19 protein-coding genes and 1 pseudogene are annotated in these 21791 nt (G+C 73.8%); 11 read left to right on the top strand and 9 right to left on the bottom strand.

The window, feature by feature from the left end; all coding sequences use genetic code 11:
• Positions 1–104: 104 nt before the first annotated feature.
• The 3 genes from nrfD to AC0VYN_RS20445 form a co-directional block, all read right to left on the bottom strand.
• Positions 105–1118, bottom strand: coding sequence for an NrfD/PsrC family molybdoenzyme membrane anchor subunit (gene nrfD / locus AC0VYN_RS20455; protein WP_475532119.1), 1014 nt, complete (start codon positions 1116–1118; stop codon positions 105–107).
• Positions 1115–2095 carry a 4Fe-4S dicluster domain-containing protein gene (locus AC0VYN_RS20450; RefSeq protein WP_475532118.1) on the bottom strand — a complete coding sequence of 327 codons (981 nt, stop codon included), beginning with the start codon at positions 2093–2095 and terminating at the stop codon, positions 1115–1117. The genes nrfD and AC0VYN_RS20450 overlap by 4 nt, the downstream gene beginning before the upstream one ends.
• Positions 2096–2243: 148 nt before the next feature.
• Positions 2244–3143, bottom strand: coding sequence for a DUF3152 domain-containing protein (locus tag AC0VYN_RS20445; RefSeq protein WP_475532117.1), 900 nt, complete (start codon positions 3141–3143; stop codon positions 2244–2246).
• A gap of 114 nt (positions 3144–3257) precedes the next feature.
• Here AC0VYN_RS20445 and AC0VYN_RS20440 point away from each other — a divergent pair, with 114 nt between their 5' ends.
• The 5 genes and pseudogenes from AC0VYN_RS20440 (at position 3258) to AC0VYN_RS20420 (ending at position 8324) form a co-directional block, all read left to right on the top strand.
• Positions 3258–3947 (top strand): response regulator, encoded by a 690-nt coding sequence (locus tag AC0VYN_RS20440; RefSeq protein WP_475532116.1) that lies wholly within the window; start codon positions 3258–3260, stop codon positions 3945–3947.
• Between the two features lie 11 nt (positions 3948–3958).
• Positions 3959–5453 (top strand): annotated as a pseudogene (locus AC0VYN_RS20435) (sensor histidine kinase).
• Positions 5450–6031, top strand: coding sequence for a hypothetical protein (locus AC0VYN_RS20430; protein WP_475532115.1), 582 nt, complete (start codon positions 5450–5452; stop codon positions 6029–6031). The pseudogene AC0VYN_RS20435 and the gene AC0VYN_RS20430 overlap by 4 nt, the downstream one beginning before the upstream one ends.
• Before the next feature lie 158 nt (positions 6032–6189).
• The gene (ctaD, locus tag AC0VYN_RS20425; protein ID WP_475532114.1) at positions 6190–7866 is read left to right on the top strand and encodes an aa3-type cytochrome oxidase subunit I; all 1677 of its coding nucleotides are present in this window, start codon (positions 6190–6192) and stop codon (positions 7864–7866) included.
• Entirely contained in the window at positions 7863–8324 is a 462-nt protein-coding gene (locus AC0VYN_RS20420) for a cytochrome c oxidase subunit 4 (protein WP_475532113.1), read from the top strand. The genes ctaD and AC0VYN_RS20420 overlap by 4 nt, the downstream gene beginning before the upstream one ends.
• On the opposite strand, the gene qcrB is transcribed toward AC0VYN_RS20420, so the two are convergent.
• From qcrB to AC0VYN_RS20405, 3 genes are all read right to left on the bottom strand, one after another.
• Complete coding sequence (gene qcrB, locus AC0VYN_RS20415) at positions 8249–9865, bottom strand: cytochrome bc1 complex cytochrome b subunit (protein WP_475532112.1); 1617 nt, start codon at positions 9863–9865, stop codon at positions 8249–8251. The two genes, AC0VYN_RS20420 and qcrB, sit on opposite strands and share 76 nt — an antisense overlap.
• A 176-nt stretch (positions 9866–10041) precedes the next feature.
• On the bottom strand, positions 10042–10401 hold the full coding sequence (locus tag AC0VYN_RS20410) for a DUF6479 family protein (RefSeq protein ID WP_385472846.1): 360 nt from the start codon (positions 10399–10401) through the stop codon (positions 10042–10044).
• A 37-nt stretch (positions 10402–10438) separates the two neighbouring features.
• The gene (locus tag AC0VYN_RS20405; RefSeq protein WP_475532111.1) at positions 10439–10843 is read right to left on the bottom strand and encodes a ChaB family protein; all 405 of its coding nucleotides are present in this window, start codon (positions 10841–10843) and stop codon (positions 10439–10441) included.
• Between the two features lie 143 nt (positions 10844–10986).
• Between AC0VYN_RS20405 and AC0VYN_RS20400 the strand changes: the two genes are divergently transcribed.
• The 3 genes from AC0VYN_RS20400 (at position 10987) to AC0VYN_RS20390 (ending at position 13339) form a co-directional block, all read left to right on the top strand.
• Complete coding sequence (locus AC0VYN_RS20400; protein WP_451689946.1) at positions 10987–11364, top strand: four-helix bundle copper-binding protein; 378 nt, start codon at positions 10987–10989, stop codon at positions 11362–11364.
• Positions 11365–11498: 134 nt separating this feature from the next.
• Complete coding sequence (locus tag AC0VYN_RS20395) at positions 11499–13067, top strand: phytoene desaturase family protein (RefSeq protein ID WP_475532110.1); 1569 nt, start codon at positions 11499–11501, stop codon at positions 13065–13067.
• An 80-nt stretch (positions 13068–13147) separates the two neighbouring features.
• Complete coding sequence (locus AC0VYN_RS20390) at positions 13148–13339, top strand: DUF2795 domain-containing protein (protein ID WP_475532109.1); 192 nt, start codon at positions 13148–13150, stop codon at positions 13337–13339.
• Between the two features lie 207 nt (positions 13340–13546).
• Here AC0VYN_RS20390 and AC0VYN_RS20385 read toward each other — a convergent pair whose 3' ends face one another.
• Positions 13547–15322, bottom strand: a complete 1776-nt coding sequence (locus tag AC0VYN_RS20385) for a serine hydrolase domain-containing protein (RefSeq protein ID WP_475532108.1) — start codon at positions 15320–15322, stop codon at positions 13547–13549.
• Positions 15323–15480: 158 nt separating this feature from the next.
• Complete coding sequence (locus tag AC0VYN_RS20380) at positions 15481–17904, bottom strand: penicillin acylase family protein (protein WP_475532107.1); 2424 nt, start codon at positions 17902–17904, stop codon at positions 15481–15483.
• A 138-nt stretch (positions 17905–18042) separates the two neighbouring features.
• On the opposite strand from AC0VYN_RS20380, the gene AC0VYN_RS20375 reads away from it, so the two are divergent.
• Positions 18043–19542, top strand: a complete 1500-nt coding sequence (locus tag AC0VYN_RS20375) for an acyl-CoA synthetase (protein ID WP_475532106.1) — start codon at positions 18043–18045, stop codon at positions 19540–19542.
• Positions 19543–19561: 19 nt separating this feature from the next.
• Here AC0VYN_RS20375 and AC0VYN_RS20370 read toward each other — a convergent pair whose 3' ends face one another.
• On the bottom strand, positions 19562–20308 hold the full coding sequence (locus tag AC0VYN_RS20370) for a DsbA family protein (protein ID WP_475532105.1): 747 nt from the start codon (positions 20306–20308) through the stop codon (positions 19562–19564).
• A 134-nt stretch (positions 20309–20442) separates the two neighbouring features.
• On the opposite strand from AC0VYN_RS20370, the gene AC0VYN_RS20365 reads away from it, so the two are divergent.
• Both AC0VYN_RS20365 and AC0VYN_RS20360 read left to right on the top strand, forming a co-directional pair.
• Positions 20443–21282, top strand: a complete 840-nt coding sequence (locus AC0VYN_RS20365; RefSeq protein ID WP_475532104.1) for an alpha/beta fold hydrolase — start codon at positions 20443–20445, stop codon at positions 21280–21282.
• A gap of 143 nt (positions 21283–21425) precedes the next feature.
• Positions 21426–21668, top strand: coding sequence for a DUF397 domain-containing protein (locus AC0VYN_RS20360; RefSeq protein WP_475532103.1), 243 nt, complete (start codon positions 21426–21428; stop codon positions 21666–21668).
• Positions 21669–21791: the final 123 nt, after the last annotated feature.

The raw sequence follows: 21791 nt of genomic DNA, 5'->3' as shown, positions 1-21791 counted from the left end.
CTCCGCCCTCTCGCGGTGTGTTCTGCCGGCCCCGGGTGTCCCGGTTCCGGCGGTCCAATCCCCTGCTCCTGTCGTCCGGCGGACCCGCGGCCCGCGCGGACCGGTCAGTCCGTGCGGGCCTCCAGCCGCTCCCGCTGCGGAACGACGGTGTACTTCGGATCCCGGGCGGAGGCCACGCCCGCGTGGAACACCCCGAACCGCAGGGCCACCGAACCCGCCAGCAGCGCGGTCCCGGCCGGCGCGGCCGCGCCGCGGTGCCGGCCCGCCACGACGGCGAGGACCGCGCCGCCCGCCGTCAGCGCCTCCGCCCCGCGCAGCAGCCGGCCCGCCCTGCCCCGCTCGAGGGGCTCGGACACCAGTCCCATCCGCCGTTTCATCAGCCGGAACGCCCCCAGTTCCAGGGCCGCCCCGAGCACCGCCGTCCGGCGCGCGGGCCCCGTCTGCGCCGACGGCACGGCGGTCAGCGCCAGCCCCGCCGCCGCGGTCGCCGCGGAACCGGCGAAGACGAACGGCAGCTCCCGGTAGCCGCCGTGCCAGGAGGGCACCGCGGTGTCCGACAGCAGCACGGCGGTGTACGTGGCGACCGCCGGGCCGAGCACGGAGGCCGCCGCCGTGGCGACGGCCCCGGCGGGCCGGAAGCGGCCCGTCACGTCGGCGGCCGCGGCGGCCAGGGCGAGCGGTGCGTAACCGGCCAGCAGCCAGGACCCCACGTTCATCGGCGAGGTGGGCTTGAACACGCGCAGCATGTTGAGGAAGCGGGCGGGCCGGCCCAGGTCGTGGACCAGCGCGGCCAGCGACAGCGAGACGGCGCCCGCCGCTCCCAGCTTCGCCGTCCGCGCCAGGGCCGGACGCCCCGTGGCGTGCGCGCCGGCCGCCAGCGGCGACGACGCGCCCGCGAGCCCGCCCAGCCAGAGGTAGCCCGCGATGTCCAGGGCCGCCCAGCTCGGCTCGTTCAGCACCGGCATGCCGTAGTACGAGGAGAACTCGGCGTCCGGCACCACCGGTTGCTCGCCGCGCCCACGGCGGCGCCGGCGGCGTCCGGCGTGCGCTCCCGTCGGGGCGTCCCGGCCGGGCCGCGCGCCCCGGACCCCGTCGCGCGTGACGTCCGAACCGCTCATCGGGACCTCCCGGCGAAACCGGCGGCGGCGAGCGCGGCGAGCGAGGCGGCGGCCACCGCCGCGTGCCGCCACATCGAGGGCAGGTCCCGGGTGGTGACCACCGGGTCGGGCGGCAGCCCGTACACCTCCGGCTCGTCCAGCAGCAGGAAGAAGGCGCCGTCGCCGCCGACCCCGTCGTCCGGACTCTCCCCGTACAGCCGGGCGTCGGTCACGCCTGCCGCGTGCAGTCGGGCGACCCGCGACGCCGCCCGCTCCCGCAGTTCGTCCAGCGGGCCGAACTGGATGGAGTCGGTCGGGCACGCCTTGGCGCAGGCCGGTTCCATGCCCACGCCGAGCCGGTCGTAGCACAGCGTGCACTTCCAGGCCCGTCCGTCGTCCCGGCGCTGGTCGATGACGCCGTAGGGGCAGGCGGGCACGCAGTAGCCGCAGCCGTTGCAGATGTCCTCCTGCACGACGACCGTGCCGAACTCGGTGCGGAACAGGGATCCGGTGGGGCACACGTCCAGGCACGCGGCATGTGTGCAGTGCTTGCACACGTCGGAGGCCATGAGCCAGCGCAGCTCGGTGCGCCCGTCCGGTGCCACGGGCGGGGCGGTCACCGTCGCCGCCTCGGGGGGCCCGAGACTCCGCGCGGCCTCGAAGACGTCCACGCTCCCGTGACCGATCCCCGGCTCCTGGCCGCCGAGCGGCTTGCGCTGTTCGACGAAGGCGACGTGCCGCCAGGTGTCGGCGCCGAGCCCCTGCGTGTTGTCGTAGGACATGCCGGTGAGCAGCAGGCCGTCCTCGGGGACGGCGTTCCACTCCTTGCAGGCCACCTCGCAGGCCTTGCAGCCGATGCACACGGACGTGTCGGTGAAGAAGCCGACGCGGGGCGGGGGGTCGGCATGACCGGCCGCGGCCGCCACGTCGGGCTCCGGCCCGGAGAGCCGGTGGGTGTGCTTCGTACGGCCGCCGGCGCCGGCGCTCTGTTCGGTCATGCCCGTACCTCCACGCCCCTGTCGTCCGTGACGTCCGGTTCCTCGGTCCCGGGGGCCCGTCCTCCCCTGGAGCCTGCCACGGGTACCCGCGGGGCGCGCGCCCGAAGCGGCCGGCGGTGGCTCGCGCGGGCCGGCGGGCGACGTCGACTCAGCCGACGCCGGGGCCGGTGACCGGCCTGCCGGCCTCGTCGTAGGGCCAGACGTTGGTGGTGCAGCCGTGCAGGCCCTTGATCTGCTGCATCATCACCGGGGCGGGCCGCCCGGGGCCCGGGCACCCCTCGTGGCCGTGGCCCAGGAAGTGCCCGACCTCGTGGTTGACGATGAGCGCCCGGTACGACGTCACGTCGTCCGCGTAGTACTGCGTCGCCAGCAGCCACCGCTTGAGGTTGACCATGACGTCCTGGCCGACGTTGCAGTTGACCTCGCCGCCGGTGTCCAGGCCGTACCTGCCGCAGATGTCGTCCACCGTCCCCGCCGTGGCGAGGCGCACCCGGAAGTCGGACGCGCCGCCGGACACGCGGCGGAAGCCCACCTCGCCGTCGGCCGTCCAGCCCCGGCCGTCGGCGAGGATCCGCTCGACCTCCGCGGCGACGTCCCCCGCCGGCAGCCCGATGCCGTCCTCGACCTGGACCGCGTAGGTCAGCGTGCGCCCGCTCCCGCCGACCCGGTCGCCACCGCCCTGCGCGGTGACGAACGTCCCCGGCCCCGACGACGGGATCGGGCCGGGGGTCCCGGAGTCCTCCGGCCGGACCTCTTCCTCCTCCTGCGCCGCCGTGCCCGGCACGGGGCGCCCGGCGGGGGAGGGGGCACCGGCGGGCGGAAGGGCCTCGACCGTCGTGACCGGTCCGGCGGCGCCGGCGGGACGCCCGGGGGCGGACGTACCGCCCTTCAGGGCCAGCCCCCCGGCGAGCAGCAGCACGACGGCGGCCGCGAGTCCCGCCCAGAGTGCCGGTGTCTTCCGGCCCCGCCGCCGGCGGGCGCGTCCCGCGCGCCGGCGGCGGCGGGCCCTGTCGGCGGACGGTGCGGGCGTCGATCGGTGCGCGTTCATGATCACGCAGCGTGCCCCGGCCGTGTGATGGCCCGTGGACCGCTTGTGGACCGCTCTGTAACAGCCACCCACCCGTGCGCGAACACCCGTTCGTCCCGACGCATACTGAGACCCATGCCACGGGTCCTGATCATCGAAGACGACCGCGCCGTCCGGGAGGGCGTCCGCCTCGCCCTGCGCCGCCAGGGGCACGAGGTCGCCGCCGCCGCGACCGGCGAGGACGGACTGCGGGAACTGCGGTCGTTCCGGCCCGACGCCGTCGTCCTCGACCTGATGCTGCCCGGCATGTCCGGCCTGGAGGTGTGCCGCCGCATCCGCGACCGCCACCAGGTGCCCATCATCATGGCCACCGCCCGCGGCGACGACGCCGACGTCGTCGTCGGCCTCGAGGCCGGAGCGGACGACTACGTGGTCAAGCCCGTCCGCGCACGCGTCCTGGACGCGCGCATCCGGGCGGTGCTGCGCCGCGCCGGCGGGCCGCCGGACGAGCACGGCGGCCCGCGCCCCGAGCAGCACGGCGACCTGACCATCGACCGCGCCGGACTCACCGTCACCCACCAGGGGCGGCCCGTCGCCCTCGCGCCGTCCGAACTGCGGCTGCTGCTCACCCTGTCCGCCTCGCCCGGCCAGGTGTTCAGCCGCCAGCAGCTCCTGGAAGCCGTGTGGGAGCACAACTACCACGGGGACGCGCGGCTCGTGGACGCCTGCGTCAAGCGGCTCAGGTCCAAGATCGGCGAGCCCGCCGACCGGCCGCGCCACATCCACACCGTGCGCGGTTTCGGCTACCGCTTCGGTGCCCGGTGAGGACCGTCGGGCTGCTGCGCACGCTGGGCGGACTGCGGGTGCGGCTGGTGGTGGCCTTCGCCTTCGTCGCCGCCGTGGCCACGGTCACCACGGGCGCCCTGACCTTCCGCGAGGCGCGGACCGGCATCCTCCAGCAGAGCCAGGACACGGTGATCGAGGACTTCCGGGACCGGGTGAACACCCTGGTGCCCAACTACCGGTTCCCGCCCGACCGGACCGACCTGGAGTCGTTCGCCGCCGACGTGGCGCGCGGCGGACGGTCCCAGAACTGGCGGGTGCTGGCCGTCTACCGGGTGTCGAGCGCGACCTCCGTCCCCGGCGACGCCTTCGCCGAACTGTCCCCGGGAATGCGCGAGGCCGTCCGGTCGCGCCGCGCCACGGTCTTCCAGCGGGTGACGAGGGACGGCAGGTCCTCCCTGGTCGTCGGCATGCCCGTCACCTTCGCCGGCCCGTACGTCACCTCGCGGCCGGCGTCCGGGCTCGAGGTCTACCTCACGGTGCCCCAGACCGAGGAACAGGGATACGTCGACGCCCTGGTCGCCGCCGCGGAACGCGCCACCGTGCCCGCCCTCGCCCTGGCCGTCGTCCTCGCCCTGCTGGCCGCGCGCGGGGTGCTGCGGCCCGTCAGGGAGCTGCGCCGGGCGACCCGCAGCATCGCCGAGGGACGGCTCGACACCCGCCTCGCGGTGCAGGGCACCGACGAACTCGCCGAGCTTCTCCCGCACCTTCAACGAGACCGCCGAGGCGCTGGAGGGGTCGGTAGCGGAACTGCGGCGCATGGAGGCAGGGGCCCGGCGCTTCGCCGCGGACGTCTCGCACGAGCTGCGCACCCCGCTGGCGGCGATGACGGCGGTCACCGACGTGCTGGACGAGGACGCGGCCGCCCTGGACGAGGACACCGCGACGGCCGTGCGCCTCATCAGCGAGGAGACGACCAAGCTCGCCGGCCTGGTGAACGACCTGATGGAGATCTCCCGGTTCGACGCGGGCGCGGCCGCCCTCCACCTGGACGACATCGACCTCGCCGAGTCCGTACGGCGCACCCTCGCCGCCCGCGGCTGGACCCGCACGGTGGAGACCGGCCTGCCGGAACCCGGCGCGCTGCGCGGGCGGGTCGACCCGCGCCGCCTCGACGTCGTCGTCGCCAACCTCGTCGCGAACGCCCTCCGCCACGGGCGTCCCCCGGTGCGCCTCGACCTCCGCGAGGAGAACGATCCCGGGACGGGCCGGCAGGCGGTCGTCGAGGTCCGCGACAGCGGGGACGGCATCCCCGACAGCGTCCTGCCGCACGTCTTCGACCGTTTCTACAAGTCGGACACCGCCCGGGTCCGGAGCGAGGGCAGCGGGCTCGGGCTGGCCATCACCACGGAGAACGTCCGCCTCCACGGCGGCACCGTGCGGGCGGCCAACCATCCGGACGGCGGCGCCGTCTTCACGGTCGTCCTCCCCCTGCGCCAGGACGGCGCGGCGGACGGAACGGGGACCCCGACGAAGGAGGACCGGTGACGAACGTCCGGCGCGCGCTGCCGGCCCTGCTGACGGCGGCCCTCGCCCTCTCCGCCTGCGACATCCCCGCGACCGGCGTGGTCGAGGCGGGCGAGCCCGCCACCGGCATCCTCGAACCGCCGGGCGCCACCCCGGAACCGAGGGAGACCCGGGCCGTGCCGGCCGCCGTGGTGCCGCTGTACTTCGTCTCCGACGGTGCCCTGGTCCCCGTCACCCGCACCCTGCCCGGCGGGGCGGAGCTCGGCAGCACGGTACTGATGCTGTTCGAGGGACCGGACGCGGAGGAACGGAGGAAGGGGCTCACGACCGACCTGCCGCCCACCGCCACCGCCCCCACCATCCGGACCGACGGGGCCACGGTCACCGTCGAACTCCCGCCGGCCGCCGCCGGGCTGAGCGACACCGCCGTCGACCAGCTGGCCTGCACGGTCGCCGGGGCCCGGCTGCACCAGGACCCCGAGCTGGGCAGTGCGCAGGTGACCGTGGAGCAGCCCGGCGGCCGGCTGGCCGGCCGCTCCAGCGACGACTGCCCGGGCCTGGAGACCGCCGTCCCCACCGTCGCCGAGCCCGTGGGCTGAGCACGCCGGCCGGCCGGGAGCCGAGGCCGTCGTGGACGCCGGGGTACCCGCCAGGTGGCCCACCCGACCCGTCCCGGGAGGACGATCGGCGCGACGACCGACGGCGGTGCGGCGTGGCCGGGCATCCGTCGCCCGGCCGCCTGGGTACCCTCCGCCGCATGGCGGTGGACGAGACGACCGAACCGCCGCGCCGGACGCCGACGCGGCAGCGGACCGACCGCACCCTCGGGCGGGCGCTGGCGCGGTGGGTGAGGACGACCGATCACAAGGTGATCGGCAACCTGTACATGACCACGGCGTTCGGCTTCTTCCTCCTCGGCGGCGTGCTGGCCATGCTGATGCGCACCGAACTCGCCCGCCCGGGCCTGCAGCTGTTCTCCGCCGAGCAGTACAACCAGCTCTTCACCGTGCACGGCACCGTCATGATGCTGCTGTTCGCGACCCCGCTGTTCGCCGGCTTCACCAACGCCGTCATGCCGCTGCAGATCGGTGCGCCGGACATGGCGTTCCCCCGGCTCAATGCGCTGTCCTACTGGATGTACCTGTTCGGGGGCCTGATGGTGGTGTCCGGGTTCCTCACCCCGGGAGGGGCGGCCTCCTTCGGATGGTTCGCCTACGCACCGCTGAACAGCGCCACGTTCAGCCCGGGGTCCGGCGGTGACCTGTGGACCATGGGCCTCGTGGTGAGCGGCGTGTCGACCACGCTCAGCGCGGTGAACTTCATCACCACCATCGTGTGTCTGCGCGCCCCCGGCATGACCATGTTCCGGATGCCGATCTTCACCTGGAACGTGCTGTTCACGTCGATCCTGGTGCTGCCCGCCTTCCCCGTGCTCACGGCAGCCCTGTTCGCGCTGGAGGCCGACCGGAAGTTCGGCGCGCACATCTTCGACCCCGCGAACGGCGGGGCGTTGCTGTGGCAGCACCTGTTCTGGTTCTTCGGGCATCCCGAGGTGTACATCGTCGCGCTGCCGTTCTTCGGCATCGTCTCCGAGATCATCCCGGTGTTCAGCCGGAAGCCGATCTTCGGCTACGTCACCCTGATCGGCGCCACCATCGCCATCACGATGCTCTCGGCGGTGGTGTGGGCCCACCACATGTTCGCCACCGGGGCCGTGCTCCTGCCGTTCTTCTCGGTGATGTCGTTCCTCATCGCGGTGCCCACGGGCGTGAAGTTCTTCAACTGGATCGGCACGATGATCCGCGGCTCGCTGTCCTTCGAGACACCCATGCTGTGGTCGGCCGGCTTCCTGGCGACGTTCCTGCTCGGCGGCATGAGCGGCGTCCTCATCGCCTCGCCGCCGCTGGACTTCCAGCTGACGGACTCGTACTTCATCGTCGCCCACCTGCACTACGTGCTGTTCGGCACGGTCGTCTTCGCGATGTTCGCCGGCTTCTACTTCTGGTGGCCCAAGTTCACCGGCAAACTCCTCGACGAACGCCTGGGGAAGATCCACTTCTGGACGCTCTTCGTCGGCTTCCAGACCACGTTCCTCGTCCAGCACTGGCTCGGTGAGCGGGGCATGCCGCGCCGCTACGCCGACTACCTGGCCGCGGACGGCTTCACCCTGCTCAACACCGTCAGCTCCGTCGGCGCCTTCCTGCTGGGCCTGTCCACGCTGCCGTTCCTCTACAACGTCTGGCGCACCCGTCAGTACGGCGCCCGGGTGGAGCACGACGACCCCTGGGGCTACGGCCGTTCCCTCGAATGGGCCACGTCCTGCCCGCCCCCGCGCCACAACTTCACGGCGCTGCCCCGGGTGCGCTCCGAGTCCCCGGCGTTCGACCTGCACCACCCCGCGATCACCCGACACGACCAGAGGCACGTGAGTTGAGGACCGAAGCCCGTCTGTTCACCGGTGTGGCCGTCTTCTTCGCCGCCACCGCCGTCCTCTACGGCTGGTGGTCGTCCGAGCCCGCCGGCACCGCCGCGCTGACCGTCGCGTTCCTGATGGCCTCGCTCGTCGCCTTCTTCTTCCGCGTGCAGCACCACAAGCGCGGACCGCGCGCCCAGGACATCGACGACGCCGAGGTCGCCGACTCCGCGGGCCCGCTGGACTTCTTCCCGCCGCACAGCCCCTGGCCGGTCACGATCGCGCTGGGCGCCGTCGTCCTCGCGCTCGGCATCGTCTACGGCCTGTGGCTCGCCCTGATCGGCTTCGGCCTGCTCGCCCTCGCCGTCTGCGGGCTGGTGTTCCAGTACGCGGGCCGGGGCGTTCAGCGCTCCGCGTCGCCCGGGCCCGAGGGGGAGGGTTCCCGTTCCGGCTCCTCGACGTCCACCCGGTCGCCGTAGTACCACTCGCTGAGCGTCGCGCGCAGCCGCCCGACGTGCGGCGCCTCGGCGTCGGGCGCGGTCCGCGCGAGCGGCTCGGGCTCCTCGCCCGACCGCAGCACGTACCGTTTCTCGGCGTCGAGCGGCGCGTGGCTCTCGGTGTAACCGCCCGCGAGGGTCTGCCGCAGCTCGCCCGTCTCCTCGCCCTCGGCCAGCAGGACGCGCTCCGACTCCCGCATCGCCAGGCAGACCCGCTTGGTCACCATGAAGGCGGCCGGTGGCAGCACCACCAGGCAGACCCGGAACACCCACGTCAGCACGTTCAGGGACAGGTCGAACGTGTAGGCGATGATGTCGTTGCCGCCCGCGGTGAGCAGCACCGTGTAGAAGACGACCCCGGCGACCCCGAGACCGGTCCGCACCGGCCTGTCCCGGGGCCGGTCGCACAGATGGTGCTCCCGGCGGTCGCCCGTCACCCACCGTTCGGCGAACGGGTACGCGTACAGCACGGCGAAGAACAGGGTCGGCAGCAGCACGGCCGGGACCAGGACGTTCCACATCACGGTGTGACCGGCCACCGTGGTCTCGAAGGGCGGCATCAGGCGCAGCGAGCCCTCCAGGAAGCCGACGTACCAGTCCGGCTGCGAGCCCGTCGAGACGACGTCGGTGCGGTAGGGGCCGTACGCCCAGATGGGGTTGACCTGCGCCACCGCCGCGAGCACCGTCAGGACCCCGGACACCATGAGGAACAGGCCGGTCGAACTCGCCGCGAACTGCGGGAACATCGGCTTGCCGACGGCGTTGCGCTCCGTGCGGCCCCGGCCCGCCCACTGGGTGTGCTTGAGGTAGAAGACCAGGACGAGGTGGAGGGTGACGAGCGCCAGCAGCAGTCCCGGGACCAGCAGGATGTGCACCGAGTACAGACGCGGGATGAAGTCGTGGCCGGGATACTCGCCGCCGAACACGAACATGCTGACGTACGTCCCCACCACGGGGACGGAGAGCATGATGCCCTGCGCGATGCGCAGTCCCGTCCCGGACAGCAGGTCGTCGGGGAGGGAGTAGCCGGCGAAGCCCTCGGCGAGCGCGAGCACGAACAGCGTGACGCCGATCAGCCAGTTGACCTCACGCGGGCGGCGGAACGCGCCCGTGAGGAACACCCGCAGCAGATGCACTCCGATGGCCGACAGGAAGACCAGGGCCGCCCAGTGGTGAAGCTGCCGGATCAGCAGTCCGCCGCGGACGTCGAAACCGATGTCCAGGGTCGAGCGGTACGCCTCCGACATGCGCACCCCGGCCAGCGGCTCGTAGGAGCCGTCGTACACGACCTCCGTCATCGACGGATGGAAGAACAGGGTCAGCCAGACGCCGGTCAGCAGCAGGACGACGAAGCTGTAGAGGGCGATCTCACCCAGCAGGAACGACCAGTGCTCGGGGAAGGCCTTGCGCAGCAGGCCTCCGCCCTCGGACACGGGCAGGCGTCCGTCGGCCCAGTCGGCGGTGCGTTCGGCCGCGATGCGGGCCCGCGCGCCGACGCGGGCCCTTCTCCTCTTCAACAGCACGGCGCATGGATTCCCCGGTGCCCGCGCCGGAAACTAACCGTGCGTCGCGCCACCGTTACGAACAGCCGCGCTTTGGTGTGCCGTGCGGGGAACACGCCGACGGCCCGTGCACGGTCTCGCCGACCGTGCACGGGCCGTCAGGAGCCGTGTCCGCCCGGAAGCGGAACGGCTGACGGTCAGCGTCCGCCGCCCGGGCCGCCACCGCCGAACGAACCGCTGGTGCCCTCGCCCCAGCGCGGCCGGTCCTGGCCGGACGCGGTGCGGCTGCCCTGGTGCCGGAGCTCGTGCGGCAGCGTCCGGTCGTCGGTTCGGGGCATCTCCTCGGGCTCCCGGTTCTCCCGGACCTCCCGGACCGGTCCGCCGTCCGGCATGCGGGGCTGCTCCTCGGGAAGGGGCGGCGGCGGCTCCTTGCGCTTCATGCGGCTTCCGAAGACGAAGGCGCCGATCAGTACCGCCACCACCACGACGGCCGCCACCACCAGCCATACGCCGGCGGCACCGGAGCCGGCGGCCATGTCCATGCTTGTGCTAGTCATGGACCGCGTGTACCCCCGGCCGACCGGACGAACCAGCTCAGTCCGACCGGGCCGCTCGCGTCCGCGAACGGTTGGCCTTCCGGATCGCGGCGAGCAGTTCCGCCTTGGACATCCGCGACCGCCCCGCCACGTCCAGCCGCTTGGCGACGCCGTAGAGGTGCTCCTTCGACGCCTTCTCGTCCACGCCCTCGCCGCTGCGCCCGCCCTGCTGCCGGGGCCGTCCCGACTGCGGGTCCGAGGGGCCCTTGCGGCCGCCCTCCTTGCGCTCCCAGTGGTCGCCGACCTTCTCGTACGTGTGCTTGAGCGCCCCGTACGCCACCCGGTGGGCGCGTTCACCCTCGCCGTACTCCTCCACGGCCGAGTCGTGGGCCTCGATCCACGTGCGCCGGGCGCCCTCGGGGGACCGCTCCAGGGTCGACGGCAGTTCCTGTCGTCCCGGCATGTCATGCACCTCCACGCATCGTCGGGTCTCGCCTGCGGTGCGTCGCCGGGTGCCCGGCGACGCACCGGCGGAAACGGGCCGGATCCCTTGGGAACACGGGCCTCGGCGGGTTTGGCGCCGACCGCGGCGGCAACCCGCGCGGTGTGACATCGACGACGACTTCCCAGCAGGAACTGTTCCGCTTCCTCGAGGACCGCTTTGCGTGTGCACAGGCGTGTACCGAGTGCGCTCGGGCCTGCGCGCTGCGGGCGAGTCTGGTGGACCCGGACGGGGGCGAGTACCAGGAACTCGTACGGCGCAAGGGCATCATGTGCGCGGAGGTGTGCGACGCGACGTGCCGGGTGCTGTCCGAGCAGAACCAGGTGGACGAGGCGGCGATCCGCGTCCAGCTGGAGTGGTGCATGCAGGTGTGCCTGGAGAGCGCGCACGCCTTCGACGGGCAGCCGGGCGCCGAGGACAGCGCCGAGGCGTGCCGCGCCTGCGCCCGGGCCTGCGGAGAGTTCCTCGCCACGCTGCGCTGAGACGGAACCGGCGCCGCGCAGGTGAACGGCGCCCGGCCGTGCGTCGTCACGGCCGGGCACGGCGCGCCTCGACGGGTCCCGCCACCGGCCTTCCACCCCTGGCCGCCCGGGATCACCTCGTGCTACCAAGAGCCATGACCCCACCCCGCACACCGCGCACCTACGACGCCGTCATCGTCGGCGGCGGCCACAACGGACTGGTCGCCGCCGCCTACCTGGCCCGCGCCGGGCGCTCCGTGCTGGTGCTGGAGCGCCTCGCGCACACCGGGGGCGCGGCCGTGTCCACGCGGCCGTTCGCCGGGGTCGACGCGCGGCTGTCCCGGTACTCGTACCTGGTCAGCCTGCTGCCGCGGAAGATCGTGCGGGACCTCGGCCTCGACTTCCGGGTGCGCGGCCGCACCGTCTCCTCGTACACGCCGGTGCAAAGGGACGGGCGGCCCACCGGACTGCTGGTCGGCGGGGGCGAGCGGCGCACCCGGGAGTCCTTCGCCGCGCTCACCGGCTCGGAGCGGGAGTACGCGGCCTGGCAGCGGTTCTACGGCATGACCGGTGACGTGGCCCGGCGCGTCTTCCCGACCCTCACCGAGCCGCTGCCCACCCGGGACGAGCTGCGCCGGCGGATCGACGACGAGGACGCCTGGCGGGCCCTGTTCGAGGAGCCCATCGGCGTCGTCATCGAAGAGCACTTCGACGACGACCTGGTGCGGGGCGTGGCCCTCACCGACGCGCTGATCGGCACCTTCGCCGACGCCCACGACCCCGCCCTGAGCCAGAACCGCTGCTTCCTCTACCACGTGATCGGCGGCGGCACCGGCGCCTGGGACGTGCCGGTCGGCGGCATGGGCGCCCTCACCGACGCGCTGGCCGACACGGCGCGCGCCGCGGGGGCGGTGCTCGCCACCGGGCACGAGGCGGTGCGCGTCGACTCGGACGGGAGGGAGGCCGAGGTCACCTACCGGTCGGCCGGCGGCGAGGAGGTGGCCGCCGCGCGCCACGTCCTGGTCAACGCCTCCCCGCGGGAGCTGGCGGCGCTGACCGGCCGGGCCGCGCCCCCGCCCGCCGAAGGTGCCCAGCTCAAGGTGAACATGCTGCTCAAGCGTCTGCCGGCGCTGCGCGACCCCGCGGTGGACCCGCGCGAGGCCTTCGCGGGAACCTTCCACATCGCGGAGGGCTACGAGCAGCTGGCCACCGCGTACGCCCGGGCCGCGGCCGGCGACCTGCCCGCCGCCCCGCCCTCCGAGATCTACTGCCACTCGCTGACCGACCCCACGATCCTCGCCCCCGGCCTCGCCGAGCAGGGCCTGCACACCCTGACCCTGTTCGGGCTGCACACTCCCGCCCGGCTCTTCGCCCGGGACAACGACGCCGTACGCGAGGAACTGCTGAAGTCGACCCTCGCCCAGCTCGACGCCCACCTGGCCGAGCCCCTCGCGGACTGCCTGGCGACCGACGCCGACGGGCGGCCCTGCATCGAGGCCAGGTCGCCGCTGGACCTGGAGCGCGACCTCCGGCTGCCCGGCGGCCACATCTTCCACCGCGACCTGTCCTGGCCCCACGCGGCCGAGGGCACCGGCCGCTGGGGTGTGGAGACGGCGCAGGCGAACGTCCTGCTGTGCGGGGCGGGGGCGGTGCGCGGGGGAGGGGTCAGCGGGGTGCCGGGACACAACGCCGCGATGGCCGTGCTGGAGCGGACCGGAGGGTGACCGCGCATGCGCCGGGCTGGGCTGGGTACCGCGACATAACGGACATTCCGTACCGACGATCAGGTGACAAGGAGTCTGTCATGGCGGACCTCAACCCCATCGACCTGCAGAAGGCCCTCAGCGGCATGGACTACCCGGCGGACAAGAAGGCGCTCGTCGACTGCGCCCGCAGGAACAACGCGGACGACAAGGTCGTGAGCCGCCTCGACGGCCTGAAGGAGAACAGCTTCGACGGGCCGAACGAGGTGCAGAAGGCCATGTTCAACGGGTGACGCGTCCGTCCCGGGCCGCCCCTAGGGGGTGGCGTTTGGATCTTGCCGTGGTCGCGGGGTCTGGCACGCGCATCTGCGGCGTTGTCGTCGGTTGCCAGGGCTCCGCCCTGGCGCCCTCCTCCGCCTTGCATCTGCCGCACCAGACCCCGCTCGGGTCGGTCTGCAAGGCACCGTTGCCTGGAGCCGGCCTGATCCAAACGACACCCCCTAGTCGGCCGACGGCGTCCACCCCACCGCTTCGATCCGGGCCGCGTCCGCCGGGCGCGCGTCGTCGAACAGGACGCCGCCGGCCGCCTCCGCGCGCAGCCCGTCGACGTACGCCCCGCGGCCCACGTACAGCCGGTCGGTCGTGTACCGCCAGCGCAGGACGAGCCCGCGGGCGGCCGGGAGGTCCGCCGTCAGGCGGTGCCACACACGCCCCGACCAGCCCCCGACCGAGCCCGTCCCGTGGGCCCGCGGGTCCTCACCGCGGCGTGAGGTGGTGAAGGGGACCGGCTGCCAGGTGGTGCCGCCGTCCGTGGTGGCCTCCAGGGCGAGCCCGTCCGCACCGGGCTCGGTGTCCCACCACAGCGAGCAGCGCAGCCGCGCGCCCCCGGCGGACGTGTCCAGCGCGGGCAGGGCGAGCGTCGCCGAGGCGGAGTTCGCCGTCCCCGAGAACCAGGCGGTGCGCCCGTGTGCCGGGCGGACGGGCACGGCACGGGCGAGGTTCGTGCCGGCCGCGACCCGGGGGGCCGACCCGGAGCGCCAGTTGCGCACCGGGTGCACGGAGTTGCCCAGGACGACCAGGAACGAGTCGGTCGTCGGGTCGAGCACCAGCGAGGTGCCGGTGAAGCCGGTGTGCCCGGCGGTGCGCGGGGTGGCCATGGCGCCCATGTACCAGTGCTGGTAGAGCTCGAAGCCGAGACCGTGCTCGTCGCCGGGGAAGGCCGTGTTGAAGTCGGTGAACATCAGCTCCACCGACTCCGGTCGCAGAATGCGCGCCCGCCCGTAGGAGCCGCCGTTGAGCAGCGCCCGGCCGAGCACCGCCAGGTCCCAGGCACAGGAGAACACCCCCGCGTGGCCGGCGACCCCGCCCAGGCTGAAGGCGTTCTCGTCGTGCACCTCTCCCCAGACCAGCCCGCGGTCGAGGCCGGACCAGGGCCGGCGGGCGTCCTCCGTGGCCGCGATCTTCGGCCGCCAGGAGGCGGGCGGGTTGTAGCGGGTGCGGTGCAGGCCCAGCGGGGCGGTGATCTCCTCGCGCAGCAGGACGTCCAGGGCGCGCCCCGTGATCCGCTCCAGCACCAGCTGGAGGGAGATCATGTTCAGGTCCGAGTAGAGGTACGCGGTGCCGGGCGGGCTCACCGGCGCCTCGTCGAGGATCAGCCGGACCTTCTCCTCGTGCGTCGGCGCGCTGTACAGCGGGATCCAGGCCCGGAACCCGGAGGTGTGGGTGAGGAGCTGGCGGACGGTCACCTCCTGCTTGCCCGCCCGCCCGAAGTCCGGCAGGTACGAGGCGACCGGCGCCTCCAGTTCCAGCGCCCCCCGCTCCATCTGCTGCACGGCGAGGAGCGAGGTGAACAGCTTGGAGATCGACGCGAGGTCGAACACCGTGTCCTCGGCCATCGGGATCTGCTGCCCGGCCGGGAACTCGACGCCGGTGTCGGTCTTCTCGTCGTACGCCCGGTAGCGCACCGCCCTGCCGATCGGCTCGTGCAGGGCCACCGTGCCGCCGCGCCCGGCGAGCAGCACGGCGCCCGCGTACCACGGGTGCTTCGGGGAGGGGCCGAGGAACGCCTCGGCGTCGGTGACCAGTTGCCGCAGATGGCCGCGGAGCAGCCCGGCGCGTTCCGCCGAGCCGCGCCGGAGGGTGGGGCGCGGAGCCCGGTCCGCCACGGCCTCGGCGGGCCCGGCCGCGAACGGGGCGATCGCCAGCGCCCCGCCCAGTGCCAGTACGCCGGCGCCCAGTCGACGCCGTGTGAATCCGCTCGTGCCCTGACCGGCCATCGAAGAGCCTCCCGCCGCCGAAGCTGAAAGTATCTTTCCCGGATCACCGTGCGGAGTGAAACTTTCCTGTCAGCGGCGGGCCGTGTCAATGGGGCGAGCGGGACCCGCGGCCCGCGGCCCGCCCGGTGCCTGCCGGACGGGCCGCGGAGCGGTACCGCTCAGCGTTCGCGCACCCGGACGATCCGCAGAGCGGGCGACGCCAGGACGTCCCGCTCGCAGAAGCGGGACGTCACCCACTTCCTAGCGGAGAACAGCCGTGTCTGGTCCGCGTGGTGGGGCGAGGCCGGGTCGGAGGACTGGGAGTAGGTCAGCAGCGTACGGGCCACCGGGCACGGGCCGCCGTTCCAGCCGACGGCCTGGATGTAGCTGGAGCCGGTGGTCACGTCGGTGTAGTCGCCGTGCGCCGGGTCCCAGACGGGCTCGACCTTGTTCCAGACGCCCAGCGACTCCGTGCCGCCGCCGACCGGGATGCGCGCGCCGCCGCGGACGACGTACTGGTGCTCCCCGAGCGGCGCGTCGAGCGGGACGCCCGCGGCGCGCAGCTCGCCGGCCGCGTCCGCGAGGGCGGTGGCGAAACCCTTCGCGCCGGTGTTCAGCGTGTTGGGGGTGCGGACGGGGTCGGCCGGCGAGAACGGCACCTGCCACAGTTCTCCCGTCGGCACGTTCCTGGTGAGCCCACGCCAGAACCGGTCGAAGAGCAGCGCGCCCCGGCTGCCGGTGTCCATGGTGCGGTCCCAGCCGGCGAGCACGTCACACGCCTCGCGCACGTCCACGGTCCGGCCGTCGCTGCCCGTCGCGGTGGATCCGGGCAGTGCGGCACAGGCCCGCGCGGCGTCGGCCGCGGTCAGGTCGCCGGCCGGCGCGCGGTCGGCGAACTGCTGCCCTTGCAGGTCGCGTACGGTCAGACCGCCCCGGTCCGCCATCGCCGCCACGTCCTCGACCGCGCCGCGTGTGCGCATCGACCGCTGGGTGCCGACGGTGCCGAAGATCCGCTCGTAACCGGTCAGCGGCCGGTCCGCGTTGGCCAGCCAGGCGCTGTCGTTGGAGTTCTCCGCGTAGGGCGCGTCCTTCAGCGTGGGCATGGCGGCCGGACCGAAGATGCCAGGCTGGACCGCGTCCCGGTCGCGTCCCGGCGCGCACTCCCCGCGCGAGCCGTCCAGCACCGCCAGCCCCGAGGACGGGTAGGTCACCCTGCCGAGCGGCGTGGAGCAGCGTCCGGCCAGCTCGTCGGTGATGCGGGGGAGCACCTGGGACTGGGTGAACAGAGTGTGGCCGCGCGAGTCGGCGGCGACCGTGTTGACCCACGGCAGCCCCTGGGTGCGGCGCAGCGAGGCCAGGACGTCGTCCGTGCCGCGGGCCCGGCCGAAGCCGAGGGCGGTGTCGGAGCCGCGCAGGTTGGCGGCGTTCGGATCATTCAGCGCGTACGCGCTCGCCGCCGTCCACGGCAGGGGCAGCGAGGCGCCGAGCGAGGTCACCACCGGTCCGTACCTGGTCCACCACTGCGTCCGCGTCACCGGCGCCCCGTTCCGCACGGCGACGGTGACGGACCGCTGCGTCATCCGCTCGCGCCTGCCGTCGACCAGATAGACCGTCGGGTCGGCCGGATCCAGCTTCAGCTGGTGCAGGTTGAGAGTGACGCCCGTGGCGACGGTGTGGCTCCAGGCGACGTGCGCGTTGTGGCCGATGGACACGGTCGCCGAGCCGAGCAGCGAGCCGCCCGTGACGTTCAGCCGTCCGGGGATCGTCTGCTGGGACTGCCAGAAGCGGCGCCCGCCCTGCCAGGGGTAGTGCGGATTGCCGAGCAGCAGCCCGCGGCCGTTCGCGGTGGTGCTGCCCCCGAAGGCGACCGCGTTGGAGCCCATGTCGGCGTCGCCGGCGGCGAAGAGCTCGCGGGCGGCGCGGGCGGTCGCCGCGGCATCGGGCGCCTGCGCGGTGCCCGCCCCGGCCGCCGGGACGGGGGGCCGCGCGGCCGTGATGCCGTCCACCGCCCGGCCCTGTCCGCCGAGCACGGAGAGGGCGAAGCCGCGCGCGGCCACGTCCAGCGCGGTCACCGGCCGTACCCAGGCGGCGCCGCGGCACGCCGGGTCGGTGATCCGGTTCTGTGCCAGCCAGGCGTTGTAGCCCGCGGCGAAGCCCCGCATCAGCTCCTCGGCGTCCCGGCTCGGGCCCCGGGGCGCCGGCTCGGCGAGCAGCTTCTCCACGGTGCCCGCCCGGCGTACGCCGGAGAAGTACAGGTCGCTGGAGAGGTTCGTGGTGGCCGAGGACAGGGAGAGGTCGGGCGCGGCGTCCGGCCCGAAGTGGCGGGAGCGTTCGCCGCGCACGGTCACGAAGCCGTCGGCCAGGGTGCAGACCTGGTCGGCGGCCTGCGCCCAGCCGGTGCCGAAGCCGAGGTTCGCGTAGTCCTTCGCGACGATGTGCGGAATGCCGTACTCGGTGTACCGGATGGTGGCGGACAGTCCGCCGTGGGACGGCCGCTCGGGCCGGCCGCCGGAGCGGCCGTCCGCGGCGGCCGCGGGCAGGGTGGCCGCCGCGGTGAGCAGGGCCACGGCCGTGACGACGAGTCGTCCCGGGCGGATGCGCATGGTGCCTCCCGACGTCTTTGGGAAGGAGCGGCTGAGCGTACCAGTGGGTATGTGCGCGTGTCAGTGGCATGACAGGACGGGCTCAGGGTCGCGCGCACACGTCTTGACCCGCCCCCCGTACCGGCCGAGGATCATGGCATGACGCCCGGACACCGCAGCACGGTCGACGGGGTGCTGCGCCGCAGCGCCCGGCGCACCCCCGCACGCGTCGCGGTGGAGTACCGCGACCGCTCCTGGACCTACGAGGAGCTCGACACCGCGGTCTCCCGCGCGGCGGGCGTCCTGCGGGACCAGGGACTCGCGCCCGGCGACCGGGTCGGCGCCTACGGGCACAACTCGGACGCCTACCTGATCGCCTTCCTCGCCTGTGCCCGCGCGGGCCTGGTCCACGTCCCGGTCAACCAGAACCTCACCGGCGACGACCTCGCCTACCTCGTCCGCCAGTCCGGCGCCGCCCTCGTCCTCACCGACCCGGACCTCGCCGGCCGCCTCCCCGACGGCGTGCGCACCCTCGCCCTGCGCGACGACGGCGACAGCCTGCTCGACCGGCTGGCGACGGCCCCCGTGTACGACGGACCCGAACCGGGCGGCGAGGACCTGGTGCAGCTCCTCTACACCTCGGGCACCACCGCCCTGCCCAAGGGCGCGATGATGACCCACCGGGCCCTGGTGCACGAGTACCTCAGCGCCATCACCGCCCTGGACCTCCGCGCCGGCGACCGCCCCGCGCACGCGCTGCCCCTCTACCACTCGGCGCAGACGCACGTCTTCCTGCTGCCCTACCTCGCCGTCGGCGCGACCAGCGTCCTCCTGGACGCACCGGACGGCGACCGCCTGTTCGACCTGATCGAAGCCGGCCGCGTGGACAGCCTGTTCGCGCCGCCCACGGTCTGGATCGCCCTCGCGAACCGCGCCGACTTCGCCACCCGCGACCTCGACGGCCTGCGCAAGGCCTACTACGGCGCGTCGATCATGCCCGTACCCGTCCTGGAGCGGCTGCGCGAACGCCTCCCGCACCTCGCCTTCTACAACTGCTTCGGCCAGAGCGAGATCGGCCCCCTCGCCACCGTCCTCGGCCCCGACGAGCACGAGGGCCGCATGGACTCCTGCGGCCGGCCCGTGCTGTTCGTCGACGCGCGCGTGGTCGACGAGGACGGCAAGGACGTGCCCGACGGCACCGCCGGCGAGATCGTCTACCGCTCCCCGCAGTTGTGCGAGGGCTACTGGGACAAGCCCGAGGAGACCGAGGCGGCCTTCCGCGACGGCTGGTTCCACTCCGGCGACCTCGCGGTCCGGGACACCGACGGCTACTACACGATCGTCGACCGGGTGAAGGACGTCATCAACTCCGGCGGCGTCCTGGTCGCCTCCCGCCAGGTCGAGGACGCCCTCTACACCCACGAGGGCGTCGCCGAGGCCGCCGTCGTCGGCCTGCCCGACCCACGCTGGATCGAGGCCGTCACGGCGGTCGTCGTCCGGCGCGGCGAGGTCACCGAGGACGAACTGATCGCCCACGCCCGTGAGAAGCTGCCCGCCTTCAAGGCCCCCAAGCGCGTCCTGTTCGTGGACGCACTGCCGCGCAACGCCAGCGGGAAGATCCTCAAGAGGGAACTGCGGGACCGGCTCTCCGGCGCCTGACACCGTCACGGCCGCCCGGTCACGGGACCCGCGACTCCAGAACGGTCCGCCTCCACTGCTCCGGATCCCGGTGGATCTCCAGCAGCAGCCGCGCGAAGGTGTCCCCGTCGTACAGCACGCCGCTGTACTCGAGCGGGATCCGCTTGCCGTCGATGACAGCGGTGGGTGTACCCGGGCCCCCGGGTTCCGCCGCACCGCCGGCCCGCTCGTACGCCTTCTGCGAGGCGGTCACGAAGGAGCGGTACTTCATCGTCCGCACGGCCGCGTCGAACGCGGGGCCGCGCAGCCCCTCCACCCGGCCGGCCAGCTCCAGCAGGAAGGCGTCGGTGTAGCCGTCGACGCTCTCCTCCGGCTGGTTGGCGTAGAGCACCTCGTGGTACTCCACGAACCTCCCTTCCTCCAGCGCCGCCCGCAGGGCGTTGACCGCCTTCTTCGACCCGGTGCCGCCGACCCGGTCGTCCAGGAAGGACGCCAGCGTGTACTCGGTCCCGACCTGGCGCGCGAGCATCGCCTCCCGCAGCTCAGGGGCGCCCCCGGTGGTCTCGAACTCCTCGCACACCGGGCAGCGAGGGTCCTCGTACAGCCGCACCCGGGTCGTCGCGTCCGGATCACCCACCAGGATGGTGACACCGTCCTCGGCGAGCCGCTCCGGCAACTCCTGAGCCGCCGCGAAGTCGGGCCGTGCCTCCGCCCCGGTCCGGCCGCACCCCGACAGCACCAGCACCGCGGCCGCGCACAGCACGACCCACCGCCCCCCACGCACCATGCGTCATCCCCTCCCCGGAGAAACAGGCAGACCATAGATCATCCGCCGGTCGTACGCACCGTCGTTCACCTCCCCGTCACGGAGCCGCGGCAACTCCGTTGCGGCGAGGTGCCGCCCCGGTCATGATCGGCCCCATGCCGACCCTCAGCGCGCCCGACGGAACCGAACTCGCCTACCACGCCCGGGGCGACGGCGACCCGCTGGTCGTCCTGCCGGGCGGGCCCATGCGCGCCTCCGCCTACCTCGGCGACCTCGGCGGCCTCACGGCGCACCGGCGGCTGATCCTCCTCGACCTGCGCGGCACCGGCGACTCAGCCGCGCCCGCGGACCCGGCGACGTACCGCTGCGACCGGCTCGTGGACGACGTCGAGGCCCTCCGTGTCGACCTCGGCCTGGAGCACATGGACGTCCTCGCGCACTCGGCGGGCGGCAGCCTCGCCCTGCTGTACGCCGCCCGCCACCCCGCACGCGTCCGGCGACTCGTCCTGGTCACCGCGACACCGTGGGCACTGGGCATGCCGGCCACGGCCGAGGACCGCCTCGAGGCGGCACTGCTGCGCAAGGACGAACCCTGGTTCGAGGAGGCCTACGGGCCCTTCCGGACCTGGCTGGCGGGGTCCGGCGACTTCGACCCCGCCTTCCTCCCCTTCTTCTACGGCCGCTGGGACGACGCCACCCGCGACCACGCCCTCCGAGGCGACGAGGAGACCAACGAGGAGGCCGCCGACGTCCATCTGTCCCCGGACGCCTTCGACCCGCCCGCCACCCGTGCGGCCCTCGCCCGCTGCGCCGCCCGGGTGCTCGTCCTCGCCGGCGAACTCGACGGCGGCCCCCGACCGGAACTCGCCCGCCGCTGCGCCGCGGTCTTCCCGCACGCCGAGACCGCGGTCCAGCCGGGCGCCGCGCACTACCCGTGGCTCGACGACCCGCGGTGGTTCGTCCGCCGGGTCGCCGCCTTCCTCGGCCACGGCTGAGGCGGGGGAGGCCGGGGAGCCCGGCGGGACGCCCGGGGACCCTGACGCCGATCTTCCGGGGGGCACTTCCCGCACGGCCTGTCGGGGGTACGGCCCGATCGCTAGGCTGACCCGCGGACGACGAAACCGGGAGGAGCACGGACGTGGCCGAGAGCACCACCCACCAGCGCCCGCTCAGGGGCTGGGACAAGCCGGACCTGGACCTCAGTAAGGCGCAGTGGCAGTCCAGCAGCCGAGGACTGGGGGATGTCCAGATCGCCTTCGTCGAGGGGTTCATCGCCATGCGCAACAGCGGCAGCCCGGAGAGCCCCTCCCTGATCTTCACCCCCGCGGAGTGGGGCGCGTTCGTGTCAGGGGCGCGGGAGGGGGAGTTCGACCTCACGTGAACCCCCGGCGCGCGGCGCGCCGAGGCCGGGGACCGTCCGGCCGATCCGGGGGTGTTCCACCCGATTTTCCGGACACGCGACCATGAGCGCCCTCTCGGGGCCGACGCCTGAGCGAGGCTGGCG

Source organism: Streptomyces sp. 63XJN7_1_ISO-PGPR-S23-121 (assembly GCF_056173025.1).
Note: the sequence above shows the minus strand (reverse complement) of the source record. Positions and strands in the feature narration are given on the sequence as shown.